The sequence below is a fragment of the Luteimicrobium xylanilyticum genome (assembly GCF_009429125.1).
Classification (GTDB): domain Bacteria; phylum Actinomycetota; class Actinomycetes; order Actinomycetales; family Cellulomonadaceae; genus Luteimicrobium; species Luteimicrobium xylanilyticum.
Window position 1 is genome coordinate 1,312,553 of record NZ_CP045529.1, and the last position, 20,986, is coordinate 1,333,538.

General features: G+C 72.9%; 21 protein-coding genes and 1 pseudogene. 17 read left to right on the forward strand and 5 right to left on the reverse strand.

Features of this window, described 5'->3' with window-relative positions:
• Positions 1 to 319 precede the first annotated feature (319 nt).
• From KDY119_RS05655 to deoC, 12 genes are all read left to right on the forward strand, one after another.
• Positions 320 to 1,414, forward strand: coding sequence for a BMP family lipoprotein (locus KDY119_RS05655; RefSeq protein ID WP_036951947.1), 1,095 nt, complete (start codon positions 320 to 322; stop codon positions 1,412 to 1,414).
• A gap of 161 nt (positions 1,415 to 1,575) precedes the next feature.
• Positions 1,576 to 3,153, forward strand: a complete 1,578-nt coding sequence (locus KDY119_RS05660; protein WP_051136698.1) for an ABC transporter ATP-binding protein — start codon at positions 1,576 to 1,578, stop codon at positions 3,151 to 3,153.
• A complete protein-coding gene (locus KDY119_RS05665; protein ID WP_227994538.1) occupies positions 3,150 to 4,433 on the forward strand; it encodes an ABC transporter permease in 1,284 nt (427 codons plus the stop codon). The genes KDY119_RS05660 and KDY119_RS05665 overlap by 4 nt, the downstream gene beginning before the upstream one ends.
• Positions 4,430 to 5,722 carry an ABC transporter permease gene (locus KDY119_RS05670; RefSeq protein ID WP_036951944.1) on the forward strand — a complete coding sequence of 431 codons (1,293 nt, stop codon included), beginning with the start codon at positions 4,430 to 4,432 and terminating at the stop codon, positions 5,720 to 5,722. The genes KDY119_RS05665 and KDY119_RS05670 overlap by 4 nt, the downstream gene beginning before the upstream one ends.
• A 2-nt stretch (positions 5,723 to 5,724) precedes the next feature.
• Positions 5,725 to 6,126 carry a cytidine deaminase gene (locus tag KDY119_RS05675; protein WP_153022046.1) on the forward strand — a complete coding sequence of 134 codons (402 nt, stop codon included), beginning with the start codon at positions 5,725 to 5,727 and terminating at the stop codon, positions 6,124 to 6,126.
• Positions 6,126 to 7,439, forward strand: coding sequence for a thymidine phosphorylase (locus KDY119_RS05680; RefSeq protein ID WP_036951942.1), 1,314 nt, complete (start codon positions 6,126 to 6,128; stop codon positions 7,437 to 7,439). The genes KDY119_RS05675 and KDY119_RS05680 overlap by 1 nt, the downstream gene beginning before the upstream one ends.
• On the forward strand, positions 7,436 to 7,828 hold the full coding sequence (locus tag KDY119_RS05685) for a YidH family protein (protein WP_036951939.1): 393 nt from the start codon (positions 7,436 to 7,438) through the stop codon (positions 7,826 to 7,828). Before KDY119_RS05680 ends, KDY119_RS05685 begins: the two co-directional genes overlap by 4 nt.
• Entirely contained in the window at positions 7,825 to 8,145 is a 321-nt protein-coding gene (locus KDY119_RS05690; protein WP_153022047.1) for a DUF202 domain-containing protein, read from the forward strand. The genes KDY119_RS05685 and KDY119_RS05690 overlap by 4 nt, the downstream gene beginning before the upstream one ends.
• 5 nt (positions 8,146 to 8,150) lie before the next feature.
• The gene (locus tag KDY119_RS05695; protein WP_153022048.1) at positions 8,151 to 8,882 is read left to right on the forward strand and encodes a hypothetical protein; all 732 of its coding nucleotides are present in this window, start codon (positions 8,151 to 8,153) and stop codon (positions 8,880 to 8,882) included.
• Positions 8,883 to 8,976: 94 nt separating this feature from the next.
• Positions 8,977 to 9,216, forward strand: a complete 240-nt coding sequence (locus KDY119_RS05700; RefSeq protein ID WP_036951936.1) for a hypothetical protein — start codon at positions 8,977 to 8,979, stop codon at positions 9,214 to 9,216.
• A gap of 37 nt (positions 9,217 to 9,253) precedes the next feature.
• Complete coding sequence (locus tag KDY119_RS05705) at positions 9,254 to 10,462, forward strand: adenosine deaminase (RefSeq protein WP_083890944.1); 1,209 nt, start codon at positions 9,254 to 9,256, stop codon at positions 10,460 to 10,462.
• Positions 10,459 to 11,157 (forward strand): deoxyribose-phosphate aldolase, encoded by a 699-nt coding sequence (gene deoC, locus KDY119_RS05710; protein WP_036951933.1) that lies wholly within the window; start codon positions 10,459 to 10,461, stop codon positions 11,155 to 11,157. Before KDY119_RS05705 ends, deoC begins: the two co-directional genes overlap by 4 nt.
• Positions 11,158 to 11,266: 109 nt before the next feature.
• On the opposite strand, the gene KDY119_RS05715 is transcribed toward deoC, so the two are convergent.
• On the reverse strand, positions 11,267 to 11,569 hold the full coding sequence (locus tag KDY119_RS05715; RefSeq protein ID WP_194174356.1) for a response regulator transcription factor: 303 nt from the start codon (positions 11,567 to 11,569) through the stop codon (positions 11,267 to 11,269).
• Between the two features lie 224 nt (positions 11,570 to 11,793).
• Between KDY119_RS05715 and KDY119_RS05720 the strand changes: the two genes are divergently transcribed.
• Positions 11,794 to 13,110 (forward strand): ISL3 family transposase, encoded by a 1,317-nt coding sequence (locus KDY119_RS05720; RefSeq protein ID WP_036951930.1) that lies wholly within the window; start codon positions 11,794 to 11,796, stop codon positions 13,108 to 13,110.
• A gap of 23 nt (positions 13,111 to 13,133) precedes the next feature.
• Positions 13,134 to 13,190: pseudogene (locus KDY119_RS19280) on the forward strand (hypothetical protein); the annotation flags it as partial.
• A gap of 212 nt (positions 13,191 to 13,402) precedes the next feature.
• Here KDY119_RS19280 and tnpB read toward each other — a convergent pair.
• Complete coding sequence (gene tnpB / locus KDY119_RS05730) at positions 13,403 to 14,605, reverse strand: IS607 family element RNA-guided endonuclease TnpB (RefSeq protein ID WP_036951927.1); 1,203 nt, start codon at positions 14,603 to 14,605, stop codon at positions 13,403 to 13,405.
• Between the two features lie 598 nt (positions 14,606 to 15,203).
• Here tnpB and KDY119_RS05735 point away from each other — a divergent pair.
• On the forward strand, positions 15,204 to 15,347 hold the full coding sequence (locus KDY119_RS05735) for a DUF4352 domain-containing protein (protein WP_083890942.1): 144 nt from the start codon (positions 15,204 to 15,206) through the stop codon (positions 15,345 to 15,347).
• 48 nt (positions 15,348 to 15,395) lie between these two features.
• On the opposite strand, the gene KDY119_RS05740 is transcribed toward KDY119_RS05735, so the two are convergent.
• From KDY119_RS05740 to KDY119_RS05750, 3 genes are read right to left on the reverse strand one after another with little or no spacing between them, the layout of a single operon-like run.
• Entirely contained in the window at positions 15,396 to 17,291 is a 1,896-nt protein-coding gene (locus tag KDY119_RS05740; protein ID WP_083890941.1) for a phospho-sugar mutase, read from the reverse strand.
• A gap of 25 nt (positions 17,292 to 17,316) precedes the next feature.
• The gene (locus KDY119_RS05745) at positions 17,317 to 18,195 is read right to left on the reverse strand and encodes a purine-nucleoside phosphorylase (RefSeq protein WP_036951924.1); all 879 of its coding nucleotides are present in this window, start codon (positions 18,193 to 18,195) and stop codon (positions 17,317 to 17,319) included.
• Positions 18,196 to 18,205: 10 nt separating this feature from the next.
• Entirely contained in the window at positions 18,206 to 18,850 is a 645-nt protein-coding gene (locus tag KDY119_RS05750; protein WP_194174358.1) for a TetR/AcrR family transcriptional regulator, read from the reverse strand.
• 96 nt (positions 18,851 to 18,946) lie between these two features.
• Here KDY119_RS05750 and KDY119_RS05755 point away from each other — a divergent pair, with 96 nt between their 5' ends.
• The gene (locus tag KDY119_RS05755) at positions 18,947 to 19,711 is read left to right on the forward strand and encodes an SDR family NAD(P)-dependent oxidoreductase (RefSeq protein ID WP_036951921.1); all 765 of its coding nucleotides are present in this window, start codon (positions 18,947 to 18,949) and stop codon (positions 19,709 to 19,711) included.
• Positions 19,712 to 19,964: 253 nt separating this feature from the next.
• Entirely contained in the window at positions 19,965 to 20,984 is a 1,020-nt protein-coding gene (locus KDY119_RS05760) for a LacI family DNA-binding transcriptional regulator (protein WP_036951918.1), read from the forward strand.
• Positions 20,985 to 20,986 lie beyond the last annotated feature (2 nt).

Genomic DNA, 20,986 nt, shown 5'->3' on the forward strand with positions numbered 1-20,986 from the left:
GGACGTCAAGGAGGGCGCGCGGCCCCTTGGTCGGCGCACGGGAGCCCGGACCAGCTCGCCGCATCCACCCGCGAGCCCGACTACGTCGCACTCGGCGGGTGGGCGGCGCCCCCGATCGTCACACTTTGGTATCGGTACCTCCGGCGTTACCCGCCGGTAACGTGCGGTGACCTTCCGGGTGCTTAGAGTTCACCTGAAGACCCGGGGCCGGTCCGTCCGACGACGTGCGAGCCGGTCTCGGCACACCCGCGGGGTGCGGGTGGGGGAGTCTCAACCAGGACGACGGAGGGGTTCGACAGTGTCGACATCGAAGAGGTTCATGCAGCTGGGCGCGCTGGCGGTCGCCGGGGTCCTGGCGCTCGCGGCCTGCGGCCAGGCGCCGGGCGACGACAAGGGCAGCGGCACGGGGAGCGCCGCGGCCAGCAACTTCAAGGCCTGCATGGTCTCCGACTCGGGCGGCTTCAACGACAAGTCGTTCAACGAGTCCGGCTACGACGGGCTCAAGAAGGCGGAGTCCGACCTCGGCGTCAAGATCGCGACGGCCGAGTCGAAGCAGGAGTCCGACTTCGCGCCCAACATCGCGAACATGGAGCAGCAGAACTGCAACCTGATCATCACGGTCGGGTTCCTGCTCGCGACCGCGACCGGTGACGCCGCGAAGCAGCACTCGGACACCAAGTTCGCGATCGTCGACTCCACCGCCCAGGACGCCAACGGCAAGACCATCACGCTCGACAACGTCAAGCCGATCAGCTTCGACACCGCCCAGGCCGCGTACCTCGCGGGCTACCTGGCCGCGGGCATGACCAAGACGGGCACGGTCGCCACCTACGGCGGCATCCAGATCCCGACCGTCACGATCTTCATGGACGGCTTCGCCGACGGCGTCGCGAAGTACAACGAGGACAACGGCAAGAGCGTCAAGGTCCTGGGCTGGGACGTGAAGAAGCAGAACGGCTCGTTCACCGGCGACTTCGAGGACCAGTCGAAGGGTCAGCAGCTCACGCAGACCTTCATCTCCCAGGGCGCGGACATCATCCTCCCCGTCGCCGGGCCGGTCGGGGCGGGCACGCTCGCGGCCGCGAAGGACGCGAACTCGGACGGCAAGGACGTCTCGGTGATCTGGGTCGACTCGGACGGCGCCGTCGCCAACCCGGACTACGCGAGCATCATCCTCTCGTCCGTCGTGAAGGAGATCGGCGCCGCCGTCGAGGACGTCATCAAGACGACCAAGGGCGGATCGTTCTCCAACGACCCGTACGTCGGCACGCTCGAGAACAAGGGTGTCGGCCTCGCGCCGTTCCACGACTTCGACTCGAAGGTCCCGCAGGACCTCAAGGACAAGATCACCCAGCTCCAGCAGGACATCATCAGCGGCAAGATCAAGGTCGAGTCCAAGAGCTCGCCGGAGTGAGCCGAGACTCGGTGATCTGACCGACCGTGACGGCGACGGGTCGGGGCCCACGCAGGGTGCCCGGCCCGTCGCCGTCCGCGGGCGCGACCGGCACGAGATGGCTAGCGTGAGGCTGCCGACGTTCCGGTCGGCCCGCGCCCCGACCCGAAGGAGGCCCGGCGGTGAAGCTGGAGCTGCGCGGCATCACCAAGCGGTTCGGACCGCTCGTCGCGAACGACCACATCGACCTCGTCGTCGAGCCCGGACAGGTGCATGCCCTGCTCGGTGAGAACGGCGCGGGGAAGTCGACCCTGATGAACGTCCTGTTCGGCCTCTACCAGGCCGACGAGGGCGAGATCCTCGTCGACGACGCGGCCGTCGCGTTCAAGGGCCCCGGCGACGCGCTCGCCGCCGGCATCGGCATGGTCCACCAGCACTTCATGCTGGTCCCGGTCTTCACGGTCGCCGAGAACGTGATGCTCGGGCACGAGCCGACGCGCGGGGGAGGGCTGCTCGACCTCGACGCCGCCCGCCGCACGGTCCGCGAGCTCTCCGACCGGTTCGGGTTCGGGCTCGACCCCGACGCCGTGGTCGAGGACCTCCCCGTCGGCGTGCAGCAGCGCGTGGAGATCGTCAAGGCGCTCGTGCGCGACGCGCGCGTGCTCATCCTCGACGAGCCCACCGCCGTGCTGACGCCCCAGGAGACCGACGAACTGATCGCGATCATGCGCGAGCTCAAGGCCCAGGGGACGTCGATCGTCTTCATCACCCACAAGCTCCGTGAGGTCAAGGCCGTCGCCGACGTCATCACGGTCATCCGGCGCGGTGCCGTGGTCGGCGAGGCGTCCCCGGACGCGGCCGAGACCGAGCTCGCCGCCATGATGGTCGGCCGCTCGGTCAGCCTCGGCGTGGACAAGGAGCCCGCGCAGCCCGGCGAGGTGACCTTCCGGGTCGAGCACCTCACCGTGCGCGACCCGAACGGCATCGCGGTCGTCGACGACGTGAGCTTCGCGGTGGCCCGCGGCGAGATCCTCGCGGTCGCGGGCGTCCAGGGCAACGGGCAGACCGAGCTCAGCGAGGCCGTCGTCGGGCTGGTGCCGGCGACGGGCTCGATCACGCTCGAGGGTCGCGAGCTGGTCGGCCTGAGCCCGCACGAGATCCTCGACGCGGGCGTGGGCTTCGTGCCCGAGGACCGGACCGTCGACGGGCTCGTCCTCGACTTCACGGTCGCCGAGAACCTCGTCCTCGACGTGTACGACCGGCGGCCCTTCGCGCGCGGCATCGCGCTCGACCTCGGCGCGATCCGCGACAACGCCCGGGCACGCATCGAGGAGTACGACATCCGCACCCAGGGACCGTCCCAGGAGGTCGGACGCCTCTCGGGCGGGAACCAGCAGAAGGTCGTCATGGCGCGCGAGCTCTCGCGGCCGCTCAAGGTGTTCGTGGCGAGCCAGCCGACGCGCGGCGTCGACGTCGGGTCCATCGAGTTCCTGCACAAGCGGATCGTCGCGGAACGCGACGCCGGGACGCCGGTGGTGATCGTCTCGACCGAGCTCGACGAGGTCGCCGCGCTCGCCGACCGGATCGCGGTGATGTACCGCGGCGCGGTCGTCGGGATCGTCCCCGCCGACACCCCGCGCGCGGTGCTCGGCCTCATGATGGCCGGCGTGAGCGCCGAGGAGGCGCACGCGCAGGCCACGGAGACCGAGCTGGACCAGCTCGCCGACGAGCACACGCACGAGACAGGAGCGCAGCAGTGAGCCAGCCCGAGGAGCCGGGCACCGCCCCGGAGGCCGCCGAGCCCGGCGCCGACCTGACGGGCCGCGGCCCCTCCCAGCCGGACGGCCCGCCCGGCGACACCGGCGAGGCGCGCGCGTCGCGCGCCCTGCGCGACGCGGCGACCGGGACGTTCGGCGTGACCGTCCTGGCGTTCGTGCTCGCCCTCGTGATCGGCGCGTTGCTGATCGTGTTCACGACGGACTCGGTGACGTCGACGCTGAGCTACTTCTTCTCCAGGCCCGGCGACTTCTTCTCGGCCGCCTGGTCGGCGGTCAGCGACTCGTACGTCGCGATGTTCCGGGGCTCGATCATCAACGACCGCGGCTGGAGCTTCACGACGGTGTTCCACCCGCTCACGGAGACCATGACGGTCGCGACGCCGCTCATCATCGCGGCGCTCGGCGTCGCGGTCGCGTTCCGTGCCGGCCTGTTCAACATCGGCGCCCAGGGCCAGGTCATCCTCGGGGCGACGTTCGCGGGCTACATCGGCTTCACGTGGCACCTGCCGGTCGTCGTCCACGTGGTGGTCGCCATCGTCGGCGGCATCCTCGGCGGTGCGATCTGGGCCTCGATCGCGGGCGTGCTGCGTGCCCGCACGGGGGCGCACGAGGTGATCGTCACGATCATGCTCAACTACGTCGCGCTCTACTTCCTCGCGTACCTGCTCACCACACGGTTCTTCACCCACTCGAGCTCGAACCAGCCGAAGAGCCCGGCCGTCGGCCCGAACGCCAACCTGCCGCTGCTCCTCGGCGAGCAGTTCCGGCTGAACGCGGGCTTCCTCGTCGCGATCCTCGCCGCAGTGTTCGTGTGGTGGCTCATGACGCGCTCCACCTGGGGCTTCCGGTTCCGCGCGGTCGGCTCCAACCCGAACGCCTCGCGCAACGCGGGCATCGGCGTGGCGACGACGTTCATCGCCGTGATGGCGGTCTCGGGGGCCCTGGCCGGCCTCGCGGGAGCGGTCCAGGTCCTCGGGACCGAGAAGTCGGTGACGGGTGGCATCGCCGGGTCGCTCGGCTTCGACGCGATCACGGTCGCGCTGCTCGGCCGGTCCAAGCCGATGGGGATCTTCTTCGCCGGCCTGCTGTACGCGGCTCTCGACGTCGGCGGGAGGTCCATGGAGGCGGCGACCGGCACCCCGATCGACCTCGTGCTCGTGATCCAGTCCCTGGTCGTCCTGTTCATCGCGGCGCCGCCGCTCGTGCGGGCGATCTTCCGCCTGCCGGCGCCGCGCCCCGACGCGAAGGGAGCGCACGCATGAGCGCCGCCACCCTCGAGCCCACGGGCTCGCCCGCAGCCACGGCCCGCGCCGCGACCGGCGGGAAGGCCTGGCGGCTCCCGATCACGCTCGGCGTGCTCGGCGTGCTCGCCCTCCTGCTGTTCGGTCTCCTGCCCGCCGGCGGCCGTGACACCACGTTCGGGCTCTCCACCTCGACCGACTTCGTCCATCTCGGGCCGGTGACCGTCCCGTCGAAGGCCACCGCCGCCGTCCTGTCGGTCCTCGCGATCCTCGTCGCCGCGTACGCCGGCTGGTGCGTCTCGCGGGCGCGCCGCATCAGCCGCTGGGTGCCGATCGTCTTCGCGGTCCTGTGGGTGCTCGCGTTCCTCACCTGGGCGGTGGCGGGCAAGTCGACCTCGCTGGTCTCGCTCCTCGCGGGCTCGATCTTCCTCGCGGTCCCGCTCGCGTTCGGCGCGCTCGGCGGTCTGATCGGCGAGCGCGCGGGCGTCGTGAACATCGCGATCGAGGGTCAGCTCCTCACGGGCGCGTTCGGTGCGGCGGTGTTCGCGTCGATCGTCTCCAACGCCTACCTGGGGCTCGTCGCGGCACCCGTCGCGGGTCTCGTCATCGGGGCTCTCCTGGCGTTGTTCACGGTCAAGTACCACGTCAACCAGATCATCGTCGGCGTCGTGCTCAACGTGTTCGCGGTCGGTCTGACGAGCTTCCTGTACTCGTCGGTGCTCAAGGAGAACGCGGCGACGCTCAACAGCCCGCCGCGCCTGCCCACGCTCGCGATCCCCGTGCTCGGGGACATCCCCGTGATCGGCCCGGTGCTGTTCCGCCAGACCCTGCTCGTCTACCTGCTGTACGTGGCGATCGTCGTGGTCGCGATCGCGCTGTTCCGCACCCGGTGGGGTCTGCGCGTGCGCGCCGTGGGCGAGTACCCGGCCGCCGCGGACACGGTGGGCATCGACGTCAACCGCACGCGCTGGGGCAACGTGCTCCTCGGCTCGATGGTCGCGGGCCTCGGTGGCGCGTTCTTCACGGTCGGCTCCGTCGGCGCGTTCTCGCAGGAGATGACGGCCGGCAAGGGGTACATCGCGCTCGCCGCGATGATCCTCGGCCGGTGGTCGCCGTGGGGCGCGCTCGGCGCCGCGCTGCTGTTCGGGTTCTCCGACAAGCTGCAGCAGGTCCTCGGCGTGCTCGGGACCGCGATCCCCAACCAGTTCATGCTGATGCTGCCGTACGTGGTGACGATCTTCGCCGTCGCCGGGCTGGTGGGGCGCGTGCGCGCGCCCGCGGCCGACGGCGAGCCGTACGTCAAGGAGTGAGCGTGACGCCATCGATCGACTGGGACGCGCTGCGCGCCGAGGCGGCGTCGGTCGCCCGGCGGGCGTACGCGCCCTACTCGCGCTACCCCGTGGGCGCGGCCGCGATCGTGGACGACGGCCGCGTCGTCGTCGGCTGCAACGTCGAGAACGCGGCGTACGGCGTGACGCTGTGCGCGGAGTGCTCGCTCGTGTCGGCGCTCGTCGTCGGCGGGGGCGGGCGGCTCGTCGCGTTCACGTGCGTCGACGGCGCGGGCCGCGTGATCATGCCGTGCGGGCGGTGCCGCCAGCTCCTGTGGGAGCACGGGGGGCCGGAGCTCCTCGTGGAGACCGTGTCCGGCGTCCGCCCGATGACCGAGGTCCTGCCCGACGCGTTCGGGCCGGACGACCTGCGCCGAGGAGAATGATGAGCACCACCCCCGCGACGGCCGAGAAGTTCGACGCCGTCGACGTGATCCGTACCAAGCGCGACAAGCAGCGCCTCGAGGGCGGGCAGATCGACTGGGTCGTCGACGCGTACACGCGCGGCGTGGTCGCCGAGGAGCAGATGGCGGCGCTCGCGATGGCGATCCTGCTCAACGGGATGGACCGCGGGGAGATCTCGCGCTGGACGTCCGCGATGATCGCGAGCGGCGAGCGCCTCGACTTCTCGGGCCTCGACCGGCCGACCGCCGACAAGCACTCGACGGGTGGGGTGGGCGACAAGATCACGCTGCCGCTCGCGCCGCTGGTCGCGGCGTTCGGGGTCGCGGTGCCGCAGCTCTCGGGGCGCGGCCTCGGGCACACGGGCGGCACGCTCGACAAGCTCGAGTCCATCCCCGGCTGGCGCGTCGCGCTCAGCAACGACGAGATGATGGCCCAGCTCGGCTCGGTCGGCGCCGTGATCTGCCAGGCGGGGTCGGGACTCGCGCCCGCCGACCGCAAGCTCTACGCGCTGCGCGACGTCACCGGGACCGTCGAGGCGATCCCGCTGATCGCGAGCTCGATCATGAGCAAGAAGATCGCCGAGGGCACGGGCGCGCTCGTCCTCGACGTCAAGGTCGGCTCGGGCGCGTTCATGAAGTCCGCCGACGACGCCCGCGAGCTCGCGCGCACCATGGTCGACCTGGGCACGGACGCGGGCGTGCGGACGGTGGCGCTGCTCACGGACATGTCGACGCCGCTCGGCCTCACCGCGGGCAACGCGCTCGAGGTCCGCGAGTCCGTCGAGGTGCTGGCCGGGGGCGGGCCCTCCGACGTCGTGGACCTCACGGTCGCGCTCGCCGTCGAGATGCTCGCCGGGGCCGGCCGGCCGCAGGCCGAGGACGACGTCCGCGCGGCGCTCGGCGACGGCCGTGCCATGGACGTGTGGAAGGCCATGATCCGCGCCCAGGGCGGCGACCCCGATGCGCCGCTGCCGTCCGCACGCGAGTCGGAGATCGTCACGGCGCCGTCCGACGGCGTGCTCACCCATGTCGACGCGCTCGCCGTCGGCGTCGCGGCGTGGCGTCTCGGTGCCGGACGCGCCCGCAAGGAGGACACCGTGCAGGCGGGCGCGGGCGTCGAGCTGCACGCCAAGCCGGGGGACGTCGTCGTCGCGGGCCAGCCGCTCGCGACCCTCCACACGGACACGCCCGAGCGGTTCGAGCGCGCCGCCGCGGCGCTCGACGGCGCGTTCCGCGTCTCCGACGTGAGCCTCGTGACCGAGCGCACGTCCGTCGTGCTGGACCGGGTGGCGTGAGCGGGCGGGACGAGCCGGACGCCCGTCGCCCGCGCTCGGTGTACGGCGTGGGGAGCGACCCCGACGTGCGGTACTCCCTCGCCAACGAGCGCACCGCGCTCGCGTGGCTCCGCACGGGCCTCGGGCTCGTCGCGGGCGGGATCGCGCTCACGTCGTTCGCGTCGTTCGCCGACCTGTCCGTCCTGCTCGACGTCGTGGCCGCGGTCGCCTGCGTCGGCGGCGGGTGCCTCGCCGCGTACGCCCTGGTCGCGTGGCGCCGCAACGAGCGTGCGATGCGTCTCGGCCGGCCGCTGCCCCCGCCCAGCGCGCTGCCGGTGATCGTCGTGGGCATCGTCGCGTTCGCGGCGCTCGTCGGGGCGTACGCGATCTGGAGCGGGTCGACCCGGTGACCGGCGAGCCGGACACCCGCGTCCCGCACGACGAGCCCGCCGAGCGGACCGCCCTCGCGTGGCAGCGCACCGCGCTCGGCGTCGCGCTCGGCTGCGCCGTGCTGGCGCTCGCGGCCCTGCGGCAGGGCGACCCGACGCTCGCGGTCGTCGGCGTGCTGCTCGGCGCGACCACGGTGACCGGGGCGGTCCGGGCGCGCAAGGGCCGCTGGCCCCGGCCCGACCGGCGGCCCTGGGGGATGCTCGCACCCGGCGCGGGCGCCGTCGTGCTGCTCGCCGCGCTCGGGCTGGCCGCGTCCGTGCTGGGCGCGCTGCGGTAGGCCGCGTGCAGCTCACGAGCCTGCTCCGGCGGGCGGGCCTGTGGACGAGGTTCCCGACGGCGCCGGTCCGCGACACCTCTCCATCGCCGCGCCCCGTGGACCGGGCGGCCGCCGACCCGCTCGGGCGCCGTCGGGCAGGGCGGACGGACGCGCCGTGGCCCGTGCTGCTCGGCCCCGAGCGGGCGCCGGCGATCCAGGTCGACGGCACGACCTGCGGCGCCGCGGTGCTCGTCCTCCTCGCCGCCGACGGCGACCCGGCCGTGGCCGCGTGGCTGGACGCCGGCACCGGGCGGTTCGACGCCCTGCAGCGCGCCGTTCAGCGCCGCACGACGCGCACGGCGCTCCTCGGCCTGCCGTGGCCGCGGGCGCTCGGCACCCCGCCGTGGGCCGCGGCCCGGACCGCCCGGTGGGGCGCGGTGCGCTACGGGCACCGTGTCGTCGACGACACCGACCCGGCCGACCTCGCGCGCGTCCGCGCCGCCGTCGACGCGGCGCTCGCGCGCGGGATCCTGGTCCCGCTCTACACGGGCGGCGACACGGCCGGGGGCGTGGGAGCCGCGGTGCCCCGCCACGTCGTCCTCGCGCTGCCGGGCGGGCCCGACGGCGTCCACCTGGTCTACGAGCCCGGCTCGGGCGCCGTCCACGCGGTCCCGCGCGCGGCGCTCTGGGCGGCGGAGCGACCCCTCGACGCGCTCGGCCGCTGGACCCACGTCGTCTGGGCCCTCCTGCCGCGCTGACCCTCCCGCCGACGACGGCGCCCGGCGCCCGTGCGCACCGCCGCCCGGCGCGCGACGATGGAGGTGCCCGCACCGCACGTCGAGGGAGGCCCCCATGAGCACCACGCCCGGCGACGAGACGCTCCGCGACGCGGGGCTGGTCCCCGACGACACCGGGACCCGCGACGACGTCGACCACCTCACGCACCGGCGGCTCCCCGAGCCCGACGCCCTCGACGAGGCCGACTACGAGCCCGACGTCCCCCGCCCCGACCTGGACGGCGAGGCGGACGAGGCGGACGTCGTCGAGCAGGCCGACGAGGTCCCCGCGGACGACGACGACGCCCGCGGCTGACGGACGCGGACGACGCGGCTCCGCTACCGTGGGAGCCATGACATCCCCCACCTCCCCGGCGGCCACGAGCACGCCGGGTGACGGCACCGACGAGCGCGTGTCGCACCTGCCCACGACGCTGCGCGAGCAGATCGCGCAGCTCCCCAAGGTCGTCCTGCACGACCACCTCGACGGCGGCCTGCGGCCCGCCACGATCGTCGAGCTGGCGGCCGAGGCCGGCCACGAGCTCCCGACGACCGACCCCGACGCGCTGGGGACCTGGTTCGTCGAGGCTGCGACGTCCGGCGACCTGCCCCGGTACCTCGAGACGTTCGACCACACGATCGCCGTCATGCAGACGGCGGACCACCTGCGCCGCGTCGCGCGCGAGTCCGTGCTCGACCTCGCGGCCGACGGCGTCGTGTACGCCGAGCAGCGGTGGGCACCCGAGCAGCACCTGCAGGGCGGGCTCACGCTCCAGGAGACCGTCGACGCGGTCCGCGAGGGGCTGGCGGAGGGCGTCGCCGAGGCCGCGAAGGACGGCAGGACCATCTGGGTCGGGCAGCTCGTCACCGCGATGCGGCATGCCGACCGCTGGGAGGAGATCGCCGACCTCGCCCTCGCCAACCGCGTGGAGGGCGCGCTCGCGGACTCCCCGGGCGCCGTCGTCGGGTTCGACATCGCGGGCGCCGAGCTCGGCTTCCCGCCGGACCGCTACCCGGCGGTCTGGGCCACCCTCGACGACGCCGGGTTCCCCGTCACGATCCACGCCGGCGAGGCCGACGGGGTCGACTCGATCTCGCAGGCCGTCCACCTGGGGCGCGCGGCGCGCGTCGGGCACGGGGTGCGGATCGTCGAGGACATCGCCTTCGACCCGAGCGGTGACCGCGACGAGGACGCCGAGCCGCTCGCGACGCTCGGCCGCGTCGCGACGTGGGTCCGCGACCGCCAGGTGCCGCTCGAGCTGTGCCCGACGTCGAACCTCCAGACGGGTGCGGCGGCGTCGATCGCGGAGCACCCCATCACGCGGCTGCTCGAGCTCGAGTTCGCCGTCACCGTCAACACGGACAACCGGCTGCAGTCGGGGACGTCGATGACGCGCGAGATGACGCTCCTCGTCGCCGAGGCGGGCTGGACGCTCGACGACCTGTACGAGGTCACGGTCACTGCGGCCTGGAACGCGTTCGTCCACCACGACGAGCGCCGCCGCCTCGTCGAGGACCTCATCGCACCGAAGTACGCGGAGATCGAAGGAGCGCAGGTATGAGCACGACGACCGGGGGACTGGACCGGGCGGGCCTCGCGCAGTTCATCGACCACACGCTCCTCAAGCCCGAGGCCACGCGCGCCGACGTCGAGGCGCTCGTCGCCGAGGGCGCCGCGCTGGGCGTGTACGCGGTGTGCGTCTCGCCGTCGTTCCTCCCGCTGACCGTGCCCGACGCCGGCCCGGAGGGCACCGCGCTCAAGGTCGCCACGGTGTGCGGGTTCCCGTCGGGCAAGCACCACAGCGACATCAAGGCCGCCGAGGCCGCGCGGTCCGTCGCCGACGGTGCCGACGAGGTCGACATGGTGATCGACGTCGGCGCCGCGAAGGCGGGCGCGTGGGAGTACGTGCAGCTCGACGTCGCGGCGGTCCGGGCGGCCGTCCCGCAGGGGCGCGTGCTCAAGGTCATCATCGAGTCCGCGGCCCTCACGGACCACGAGATCGTGGAGGCGTGCCGCGCCTCGGAGGCGGCGGGCGCCGACTTCGTCAAGACGTCGACGGGCTTCCACCCGGCCGGCGGCGCGTCGGCGCGCGCGGTCTCGATCATGTCGGAGACGGTGGGCGGGCGCCTCGGCGTCAAGGCGTCCGGGGGGATCCGGACGCTCGCCGACGCGCTGACGATGATCGACCACGGCGCGACCCGCCTGGGGATGTCCAGCGGCGCCGCGGTGCTCGCGGAGCTCGACGCCCTCGGCTGAGGACGGACCCACCGCCGAGCAAGCACGAACCCGCTCGAGCAAGCACGCTTCGGCCGCTTGCTCGGGCGGGTTCTCGCTTGCTCGGCGCGAGGCCGGCCGCGCGGACGGGTCAGCGCGCGCGCTCGACGAGGAGGGCGACCTGTACCCGGTTGGCGAGCCCGAGCTTCGTCATGACGCGGCCCAGGTGGGTCTTCACGGTCGCCTCGCTCACGTAGACGCGTTGGGCGATGTCGGCGTTGCTGAGCCCCTCGGCGACCAGGCCCGCGATGTCGCGCTCGCGGTCGGTGAGCTGCGCGAGCGCGTGCCGGGCGCCGACGGTCTCCTCGCCCACCCGGGAGGAGGCGACGTGCGCGACGACGAACCGGGCGACCCGGGGCGCGAGGACGGCGTCCCCGCCCGCGACCGCGCGCACGCCGTCGACGATCTCCTGCGGAGCGGCGTCCTTGAGCGGGAAGCCGCTCGCACCGCCGCGAGCGTCAAGCAGGTGGGGGACGAGTTGCTGAACGAGAAGGCGCAGGGCCAGTTTGTCGGCTCAACGCAGATGAGGGTGTAGCGCTGGCTGGCTGATCTTGCCGGGGGCGGGTCGAGGTCCCCCAGGATGGAAGTTCTCACACTGCCCATCCGGAAGACCTCGACGTGCCTGACGCTACCTTCGATCCTCCTGACCTGACGATCTTCGCGCGGCTGGACGAGCTCGGTCTCGTCGTGGTCGGACAGCGCCTGGAACCGGGCCGGGCGGTGCTGGAGTGCCGCGTGGTCGCCCGCGATGACGACGCGTTCTGCCGCAGGTGCGGCGCCGAGGGCGCGCCGCGAGGGACGGTGATCCGGTGGCTGGCGCACGAGCCGTTCGGGTGGCGGCCGGTGACGCTGCTGGTCCGGGTGCGCCGCTACCGTTGCGAGGGCTGCGGGCGGGTGTGGCGCCAGGACACCACGGCAGCTGCGGAGCCGCGGGCGAAGCTGTCGCGGGCAGCGGTGCGCTGGGCGCTGGTCGGCCTCGTCGTTCAGCACCTGACAGTGGCACGGGTGGCCGAGGCTCTCGCCGTGGCGTGGCACACCGCGAACGACGCCGTTCTGGCCGAAGGGCAGCGTGTCCTGATCGATGACCCGGCCCGGTTCGAGGGTGTGGCCGTGATCGGCGTCGATGAGCACGTGTGGCGCCACACCCGCCGCGGCGACAGGTACGTGACCGTGGTGATCGATCTGACCCCGATCCGCGACGGGGTCGGCCCAGCGAGACTGCTCGACATGGTCGCCGGCCGCTCCAAGAGTGCGTTCAAGACCTGGCTCGCGGCCAGGGCGAAAGCGTGGCGTGACGGCGTCGAGGTGGTCGCGATGGACGGGTTCACCGGGTTCAAGACGGCCACCGCCGAGGAACTGCCCGACGCGGTCGCAGTCATGGACCCCTTCCACGTGGTCCGTCTCGCCGGTGACGCGCTGGACCGGTGCCGCCGCCGGGTCCAACAGGACACCCGCGGCCACCGAGGCCGCGCCGCCGACCCGCTCTACCGAGCCCGGCGGACCCTGCACACCGGCACCGACCTGCTCACCGCCAAGCAGACGGCCAGGATCGAGGCGCTGTTCACGGTCGATGAGCACGCCGCCGTCGAGGCGACCTGGGGCGTCTACCAGCGCATGATCACCGCCTACCGCCACCGCGACCGCGCCCAGGGCCGTGCGCTGATGAACTCCGTCATCGACTCCCTGAGCCGCGGCGTTCCAGCCGGCCTGAGCGAGCTCGTCACCCTCGGCCGGACACTGACCAAGCGCGCCGCCGACGTGCTGGCATTCTTCGACCTGCCCGGCACGAGCAACGGACCGACCGAGGCGATCAACGGCCGTCTCGAGCACCTGCGTGGCTCCGCCCTCGGATTCAGGAACCTGACCCACTACATCGCCCGATCCCTACTCGAGGCCGGCGGCTTCCGACCCCAACTACACCCTCAAGTGCGATGAGCCAGTTTGTCCTCGTGCACGTGATGGTGAAGAACATCGGCAAGGAGGCCCAGACGTTCGACGACGGCAACCAGACGCTCCGCGACACCGACGGCCGGGAGTTCGACGCGGACAGCGAGGCGGGGGCCTACCTCGACGACTCGAACGTTCCTCAACGACATCAACCGTTCGAGGAATCTCGGCGATTCTCTCTTCCTGTTTCGTTGGCCTGTGCCTCACGGGGTGAGGGCTTAGTGGGCCTCGGCAGGCGTTTCGGGTCTCCGGGGAACTGCCCGGCGACGGTGTGGTTGGTCTACGCGGCGAGGCGTAGGAGGTTGATCGCTGCTGTCCGGTCGCGGTCGTGGATGGTGCCGCATGGGCAGGTCCAGGTCCTTTCCGCGAGAGTCAGGTCGCGGTTCACGGCCCCGCATGAGCTGCACGTCCTGCTCGACGGGAACCACCGGTCCGCGACGACCACCGTGGAGCCGTACCAGTCGGCCTTGTAGGTCAGTTGGCGTCTGAACTCGGCCCAGCCGGCGTCGGCGATGTGCCGGGCCAGCCGCCGGTTCTTCACCATGCCAGCTACGGACAGGTCCTCGATCACGATCGTTGACTTGGTTCTCGTCAACGACGTCGAGAGCTTGTGCAGGAAGTTCGCCCGCGCGTGCGCGACGTCCAGGTGGATCTTCGCGACAGCGGCGGCGGCCGTGCCGCGGTTCTTCGACCCCTTCTGCTTACGCGCCAGGGCCTTGTTCGCCCGCCGCAGCCGGCGCAGCTTGTGCTGCAGGTGCCGCGGGTTCGGGACCTCGACGATGGTGCCGTCGTCAGCGGCGATCGTCGCGAACGTCTTGATCCCGAGATCGATCCCGACCGCCGGGCCGCCCACGGGTGCGGCGCGGCGGGCGTTGACGTCGGCGCGGTCGACCTCGACCTGGAAGGACACCCACCACCGGCCGGCACGCCGTTCGAACCGGGAACCCAGGACGCGGGCGCGTCCCTCGGCGATGCGGTCGGTGAGCCACCCCATGTCCTCACGTGTGGGCACCTTCCCGATCCTCGGCACGTGCACCAGCCGAGACGTCGCGGGGTGGGCGGTGTTCGCGTCGAACCGGCAGGTCGCACCGTTCTTACGGCGCCGAAACCGCGGGAACCCGACCCGCCGCCCCTTCCGCGCACCCGTCCTCGACCTCGCCCAGTTCGACAGTGCGGCCGCCAGCGCACGGCACGCCTCCTTCGGCACCCGCGAGGACAACCCTTCATCACCGAACCACGGGTACGCCTCGCGATGCGTGGCCCGCCAGTACCTCTCCAGCGCGGGCGCCGACCACCCCACCGCGGGCGTCAGCTCGTCGTCCGCGATGCCGTAGGTGCGTTCCGCAGCGCGCTGCCCCATCACCGCTTTGACGTGTGCGAGGCAGTGGTTGAACACGACCCGGTGCAGGCCGGCGTGCTGCGCCAACCGATCCGCCTGCCCAGCGTCGGGTGCGAGCTCGACACGGAACCCCTGCAACGTCACGCCCTCAGGCTCCCACCCGGTGCTGACATCGCCGCCACCGCGGCATCCGCACGCCACTTGGCCGAACGCCGACCGTACAGACGGGAGCACAACGAGGTCAGGGTCTCGGTCAGGTCCCGCACGAGGTCGTCAGCGACCTCACCGTCGCCGGCGACCACGACCGAGCGGCACGGAGCGCAACGCCGCCTGCAGGTGCCCCAGCTCGACCGTGCCCCACGGTCACGACGCTCAACCACGATCGTCCTCACCTGCCGGTCCGCGAGCAGCCGGGAGAACTTGACCCGTCGGCGTTCAACCCGGACCCGACGTCGGAAACCACCGTCCCGGCGCAGCCCGCGCTCCAGCGCCCCGAGAGTGACGCGGCCGACCTGACACTCCAGATCGGCCGTCTGATCCGCACCCGAAACCCGGCAGTACCCCGCCGTCCGGCCCTCGCGGCCCGCGACCTTGGTCGGGACGAGATACCGGCCCGTCGCCGTCTTCACGACCCGGACAGGCACGTTCTCTCACCCCCTCCACGCGTCTGATAGTTACCGCATTGCTCACGAGACCAATCGACAACTTCACATGACTGAGACCGCCACACGACTGAGAAGCAATGACAAACACGCGAACCGTTCACAACCCCGGCAACACGGTCAAGGGGATCGTGGTGTTCGACGTCCCGAAGGACGCGAGGCTCGCGTCGCTCGAGCTGCACGACTCGGCGTTCTCGGGCGGCGTGAAGGTCGCCCTGAAGTAGCCGACGAGGTGGCCGAGCAAGCGGGGCCCGCTTGCCCGGCCGCCGTCGTCAGGCGAGGCCGAGCGCCGCGCGCACGTCCGTCGCGACGTCGTCGAGCCGCTGCCGCGCGACCCAGCGGGCGCGCCCGACCTGCTCGTCGTCGTCGTCCTCGCCGACGGGCACGACGACCTCGAGGTAGGCCTTGACCTTGGGCTCGGTGCCCGACGGGCGCACGATGACGCGCGTCGAGTCGGCGCAGAGCCACAGGACGCCGTCGGTGGGGGGCAGGCCCTCGTACCCGTCGGCGAGGTCGGCCGTCGAGGTCACCGCGGCGCCGGCGATGGTCGCGGGCGGCGTCGCGCGCAGCCGGACCATGGTGTCGTCGATCTCGCTGAGGTCCTCGAACCGGGCCGAGACCTGGTCGGTCAGGTAGAGGTCGTGGCGGCGGGCGATCGCGTCGAGCTCCTCGACGAGGCTCGAGCCCTCCGCCTTGAGCCGCTGCGCGAGCTGCGCGATCGCGAGGGCGGCGCTCAGGCCGTCCTTGTCGCGCACGGACTCCGGGTCGACGCAGTAGCCCAGCGCCTCCTCGTACCCGAAGACGAGGCCCTCGGTGCGGGCGATCCACTTGAACCCCGTGAGCGTCGTCGCGTGCCGCAGGCCGTGCGCGGCGGCGATCCGGCCGAGCAGCCTCGACGACACGACCGAGCTCGCGAACACCCCGCCCGTGCCCTCGGCCCGCCGCGCCGCCTCCTGGCCCAGCAGCGCACCCACCTCGTCGCCGTGCAGCATGCGCCAGCCCTGCGACCGGGCCGTCTCCTCGCCGCGGTACGATCCGCCGCGCGCGTCGTGGACGGCGACGGCGCACCGGTCGGCGTCGGGGTCGTTCGCGATGACGAGGTCGGCTCCCCAGTCCTGCGCGAGCGCGAGCGCGAGGTCGATGGCGCCCTTCTCCTCGGGGTTCGGGAACGCGACGGTCGGGAAGTCGGGGTCGGCTCCGGCCTGCTCCTCGACGACCGCGACGTCCCGGAAGTGCGCCTCGGCGAGGACCTGGGCGAGGACCGGGCCGCCGACGCCGTGCAGCGGCGTGGTCGCGATCCGCAGGTTCCGGTCGTCGCTGCCGTCCCACAGCCGGTGGACGGCGTCGAGGTAGGCGCGCAGGAGGTCGTCGCCGAGCGTCGTCCACCCGTCCGTCGCGACCGGGATCTCGGTGACAGGGCCGACGGCCGCGATCTGCGCGGCGATCTCGGCGTCGAACGGAGGAACGATCTGCGCGCCCTGGCCCGACCCCTCGACGACGCGGCCGCCCAGGTACACCTTGTACCCGTTGTCGGCCGGCGGGTTGTGGCTCGCGGTGACCATGACGCCCGCGTCGGCGGCGAGGTGGCGGACCGCGAACGCGAGCACGGGCGTCGGCAGCGGGCCGGGCAGCACGAGCGCCTCGTGACCCGCGGCCGTGAGGACGCCCGCGGTGTCGATCGCGAAGTCCCGCGAGCGGTGCCGCGCGTCGTACCCGACGACGACGCGTGCCGCCTCGCCGGGCAGGACCTGCGCCAGGTAGCCCCCCAGCCCGGCCGCTGCGCGCCGCACGACGGCTCGGTTCATCCGGTTCGGGCCGGCCGCCATCTCGCCGCGCAGCCCGGCGGTCCCGAACTGGAGCGTCGCGGCGAAGCGGTCGGTGAGCTCGGCGCGCGCCGTGTTCGCCCGGACCGTGGCGCGCAGCCCGTCCGGGGTGCTCCGGGCCAGCTCGAGGAGGCTGCGGAGCTCGTCGCGGTCGACGTCGTCGACGTCGTCGGCGATCCACGCCTCGACGCGCTCGACGAGCAGGTCGTCGAGGGGTGCGGACGGCTCGGCGACGGCGCCGGGCTCGGTGAACCGGCCGTCCTCGGCCGGGCGGACGTCGTCGGCGTGCGCGTGCGCCCGCTCGCTGAGGTGGGGCCCGGTCGCCGGGTCGGTGGGGTTGCTCATGTCGTGCTCCTTCGGACCGGCGGGTTCAGACCAGGGCGACCACGGACGCCAGCAGGGCGGAGATCCGCGGTCCTGCGGCGGCGCCGGCCTCGAGCACCTCGGCGTGCGACAGGGGCTCGGGGCTGATCCCGGCGGCCAGGTTCGTGACGAGCGAGACGCCGAGCACCTCGAGGCCGGCGTGGCGGGCGGCGATGGCCTCGAGCGTCGTCGACATGCCGACGAGGTCGGCGCCCATCCGCCCGGCCATGCGGACCTCGGCGGGCGTCTCGTAGTGCGGGCCGCGGAACTGGGCGTACACGCCCTCGGGGAGGTTCGGGTCGACGGTCCGGGCCAGGTCGCGCAGGCGCGAGGAGTACAGGTCGGTCAGGTCGACGAACGTCGCCCCCTCGAGGGGGCTGGTGGCCGTGAGGTTGATGTGGTCGGAGATGAGCACGGGCGTGCCGGCGGTCCAGTCGAGGTTCAGCCCGCCGCACCCGTTGGTGAGGACGACGACGCCGGCCCCGGTCGCGGCGGCCGTCCGGACGCCGTGCACGACGCGGCGGACCCCGCGACCCTCGTAGAGGTGCGTGCGCGAGCCGAGGACGAGCGCGTGCTTGGGCGTGCCGTCGTCGTGCGTGGACCCCTCGATCCGGATGGAGCGCGTGGTGGCGCGGTGGCCTGCGACCGCGGGAGCGGAGAACCCGGGGATCTCCTCGGACGGGATCTCGGCGACCGTCTCGCCGAGCAGGTCGGCGGCGCCGCCCCAGCCCGAACCGAGGACGAGCGCGACGTCGTGCCGCTCGACGCCCGTCCGCTCGGCGATGAACGTGGCCGCCTCCTTCGCGACGTCGAAGGGGTCGGTCGCGGGGTCGTCGAGGCGGTCGCCCGGGGTGGCGGCGACGGAAGAGGGGGAGGTGAGAGCCATGCCCCCGAGGCTAGTCGGCGCGCGGGGGCTCCGCCGTCCCGGTGGGGCCCTCGGCGCGTCCGCCCAGCGCGGCCGCGGCCAAGGCGAGCGCCTCGTCCGTGAGCCGGGCGAGCGCGTCCGCGGGGCTGTCACGCCACGCCCACTCCTCGACCGCCACGCGGAGCGCCGCGTTGACGACGGCGGCCGTCGTGCGGGTGCCCAGGCCCGGCTCGGTCTCGCCACGGCTCGCCGCCAGAGCGTCAGCGAACACGGCCTCGGCGCCGTCGTGGACGTCGAGCCAGACGGCACGGATCGCGGGCTCGGTCCGGGTGAGGCGCACGAGCGTGCGGACGGGCTCGACGGACGACAGCGGCTCGTCCGGGACGGGGGCTCCGTCCGCGCGGAACCCGGCGACGCCGCGGGCACGGACGTTCGCCGCGACGGTCGCGACGCCGTCCTCGAGGAGCGGCCGGACCACGTCCTCCTTGCGGGGGAACAGGCGCCAGAACGTCCGCACGGACACCCCGGCGGCGCGAGCGACGTCGTCGGCGGACGTGGCGGAGACGCCGTGCAGCGCGAAGAGGCGCAGCGCCTCGTGCGCGACGCGCCGACGCTCGCCGGCGAGCTCGGCGGCGGTGCGGCGGGGCCGTCCGGGGCGGGATGTCGGGCTGGTCACAGGACCTCCAGGTGGGGTGTCGCGGCCCATCCTTCCCGATCTACAATAGTGGCACGACGTGACAATAATCCGTCGGCCGACCACGGAAGGACCACCATGAGCAGCACAGGACTCGCAGGCAAGACCGTCGTCGTCACGGGCGCCGGCTCCGGCATCGGCCGTGCCACCGCCCTCGCGTTCACCGCCGAGGGTGCCAAGGTCGTCGTCGCCGACATCGCCGCCGACCGTGCGGCCGCCGTCGTCGAGGAGATCGAGGCCGCCGGCGGCGAGGCCGTCGCCGTGACCGGGGACCTCGCGGACCAGGCCGTCGTCGACCAGGTCGTCGCGACCGCCGTCGAGACGTTCGGCAGCCTCGACGTGCTCGTCAACAACGCCGGGATCATGGACCGCATGTCCGCCGCGGCGGACACCACCGACGAGGAGTGGGACCGCGTCCTGCGCGTGAACCTCTACGCGCCGTTCCTCCTCACGCGCGCCGCCCTGCCGCACCTCCTCGCCACCGGCAAGGGCGCCATCGTCAACACCGCGTCCGAGGCGTCGCTGCGCGGGTCCGCCGCCGGGACGGTGTACACGGTCTCCAAGCACGGCGTCGCCGGCCTCACGAAGTCCCTCGCCGTCATGTACCGCGACCAGGGCGTGCGCACCAACGCGATCGCCCCCGGAGGCACGGCGACGAACATCCAGGTCGACGCCGACCCCACCGCCGGCGGGCCCGCCACGCTCGGCCGGTACATGGGCAACGTCGGGCAGCCGGCGGCCGCCGAGGAGCAGGCTGCCGCGATCGTCTTCCTCGCGTCCGACGCCGCGAGCAACGTCAACGGCGTAATCCTGCCCGTCGACAACGGGTGGTCCGCGGTCTGACACCGCATGAACGGTCGTGCCCCGCCCCCGCCTGACGGTCGGGTGCGGGGCACGTGCTGCGTCGGTACGGATTGCGGTGGCACGGGCGGGGGCGTCTGCTCTGCTGCGTCGCGCCCCCGCCGTGATGACGCCGACGGGGGGTGTCCTCTGATCGGGCCGAGCTCACCACCTGTTGACACGAATCTCCTAACGCGCGTAAGGTCGCCGCAACGTCGCATTAACGCGCGTTAGGACGAGCATCAGGAGACGGGCAATGGGGACCGCCGGCACTTCGCGCGGCATCACGATGGGCGACGTCGCCACGCACGCGGGCGTGTCACGGACCGCCGTGTCGTTCGTGCTCAACGGGCGCGAGGACGCGGGGATCGCCCGCGACACGCGCGAGCGGATCCTCGAGTCGGCGCGCGTGCTCGGCTACCGGCCCAACGCCGGCGCGCGGGCCCTCGCGAGCCGGCGCAGTGACTGGTACGGCCTGGTCACCGAGATCGTCACGGCGCCCTTCGCAGTGGAGATCATCAAGGGTGCGCAGGACCGCGCGTGGGCCGACCACAAGTTCCTGCTCATCGCGTCGAGCGAAGGGCGGCCGGACATCGAGGAATCGGCCATCGAGAAGCTGCTCGAGCAGCGCGTCGAGGGGCTGCTGTACGCCGCTACCTGGCACCGGGCCGTGACGATCCCCGAGGCCGCGGCGGAGGTCCCGACCGTCCTCGTCAACTGCTTCGACGCCGAGGGGCGCTACCCGTCGATTGTCCCCGACGAGCGGTCCGGCGGATATCGCGCGACACGGCGCCTCATCGAGGCGGGGCACACGCGCATCGGCTTCATCACGCTCGACCCCGACATCCCCGCGACCGTCGGTCGCCGGGAGGGATATCGGCAGGCGCTCGTCGAGGCCGGTATCGACCTCGACGACGACCTCGTCGTCTCCGGTCATGCGACCGCGGACGGTGGCTACGCCGCCGCCGCGGAGCTCCTCGATCGCGCCGATCGACCCACCGCCCTCTTCTGCGGCAACGACCGCATGGCGATGGGAGCCTACGACGCGATCAAGGAGAAGGGACTGACCATCCCGGCCGACGTAGCCGTCGTCGGCTTCGACAACCAGGAGCTCATCGCCGCCTACCTGCGGCCCAAGCTCACCACGGTCGCTCTGCCCTTCGAGGAGATGGGTGAACGCGGCATCGACATGCTCGCGTCGCTCACAGCAGGGCAGCCGATCGCCACCCGACAGGTGACGGTCGACTGCCCGCTGCTCGAACGCTCGTCGGTCTGACT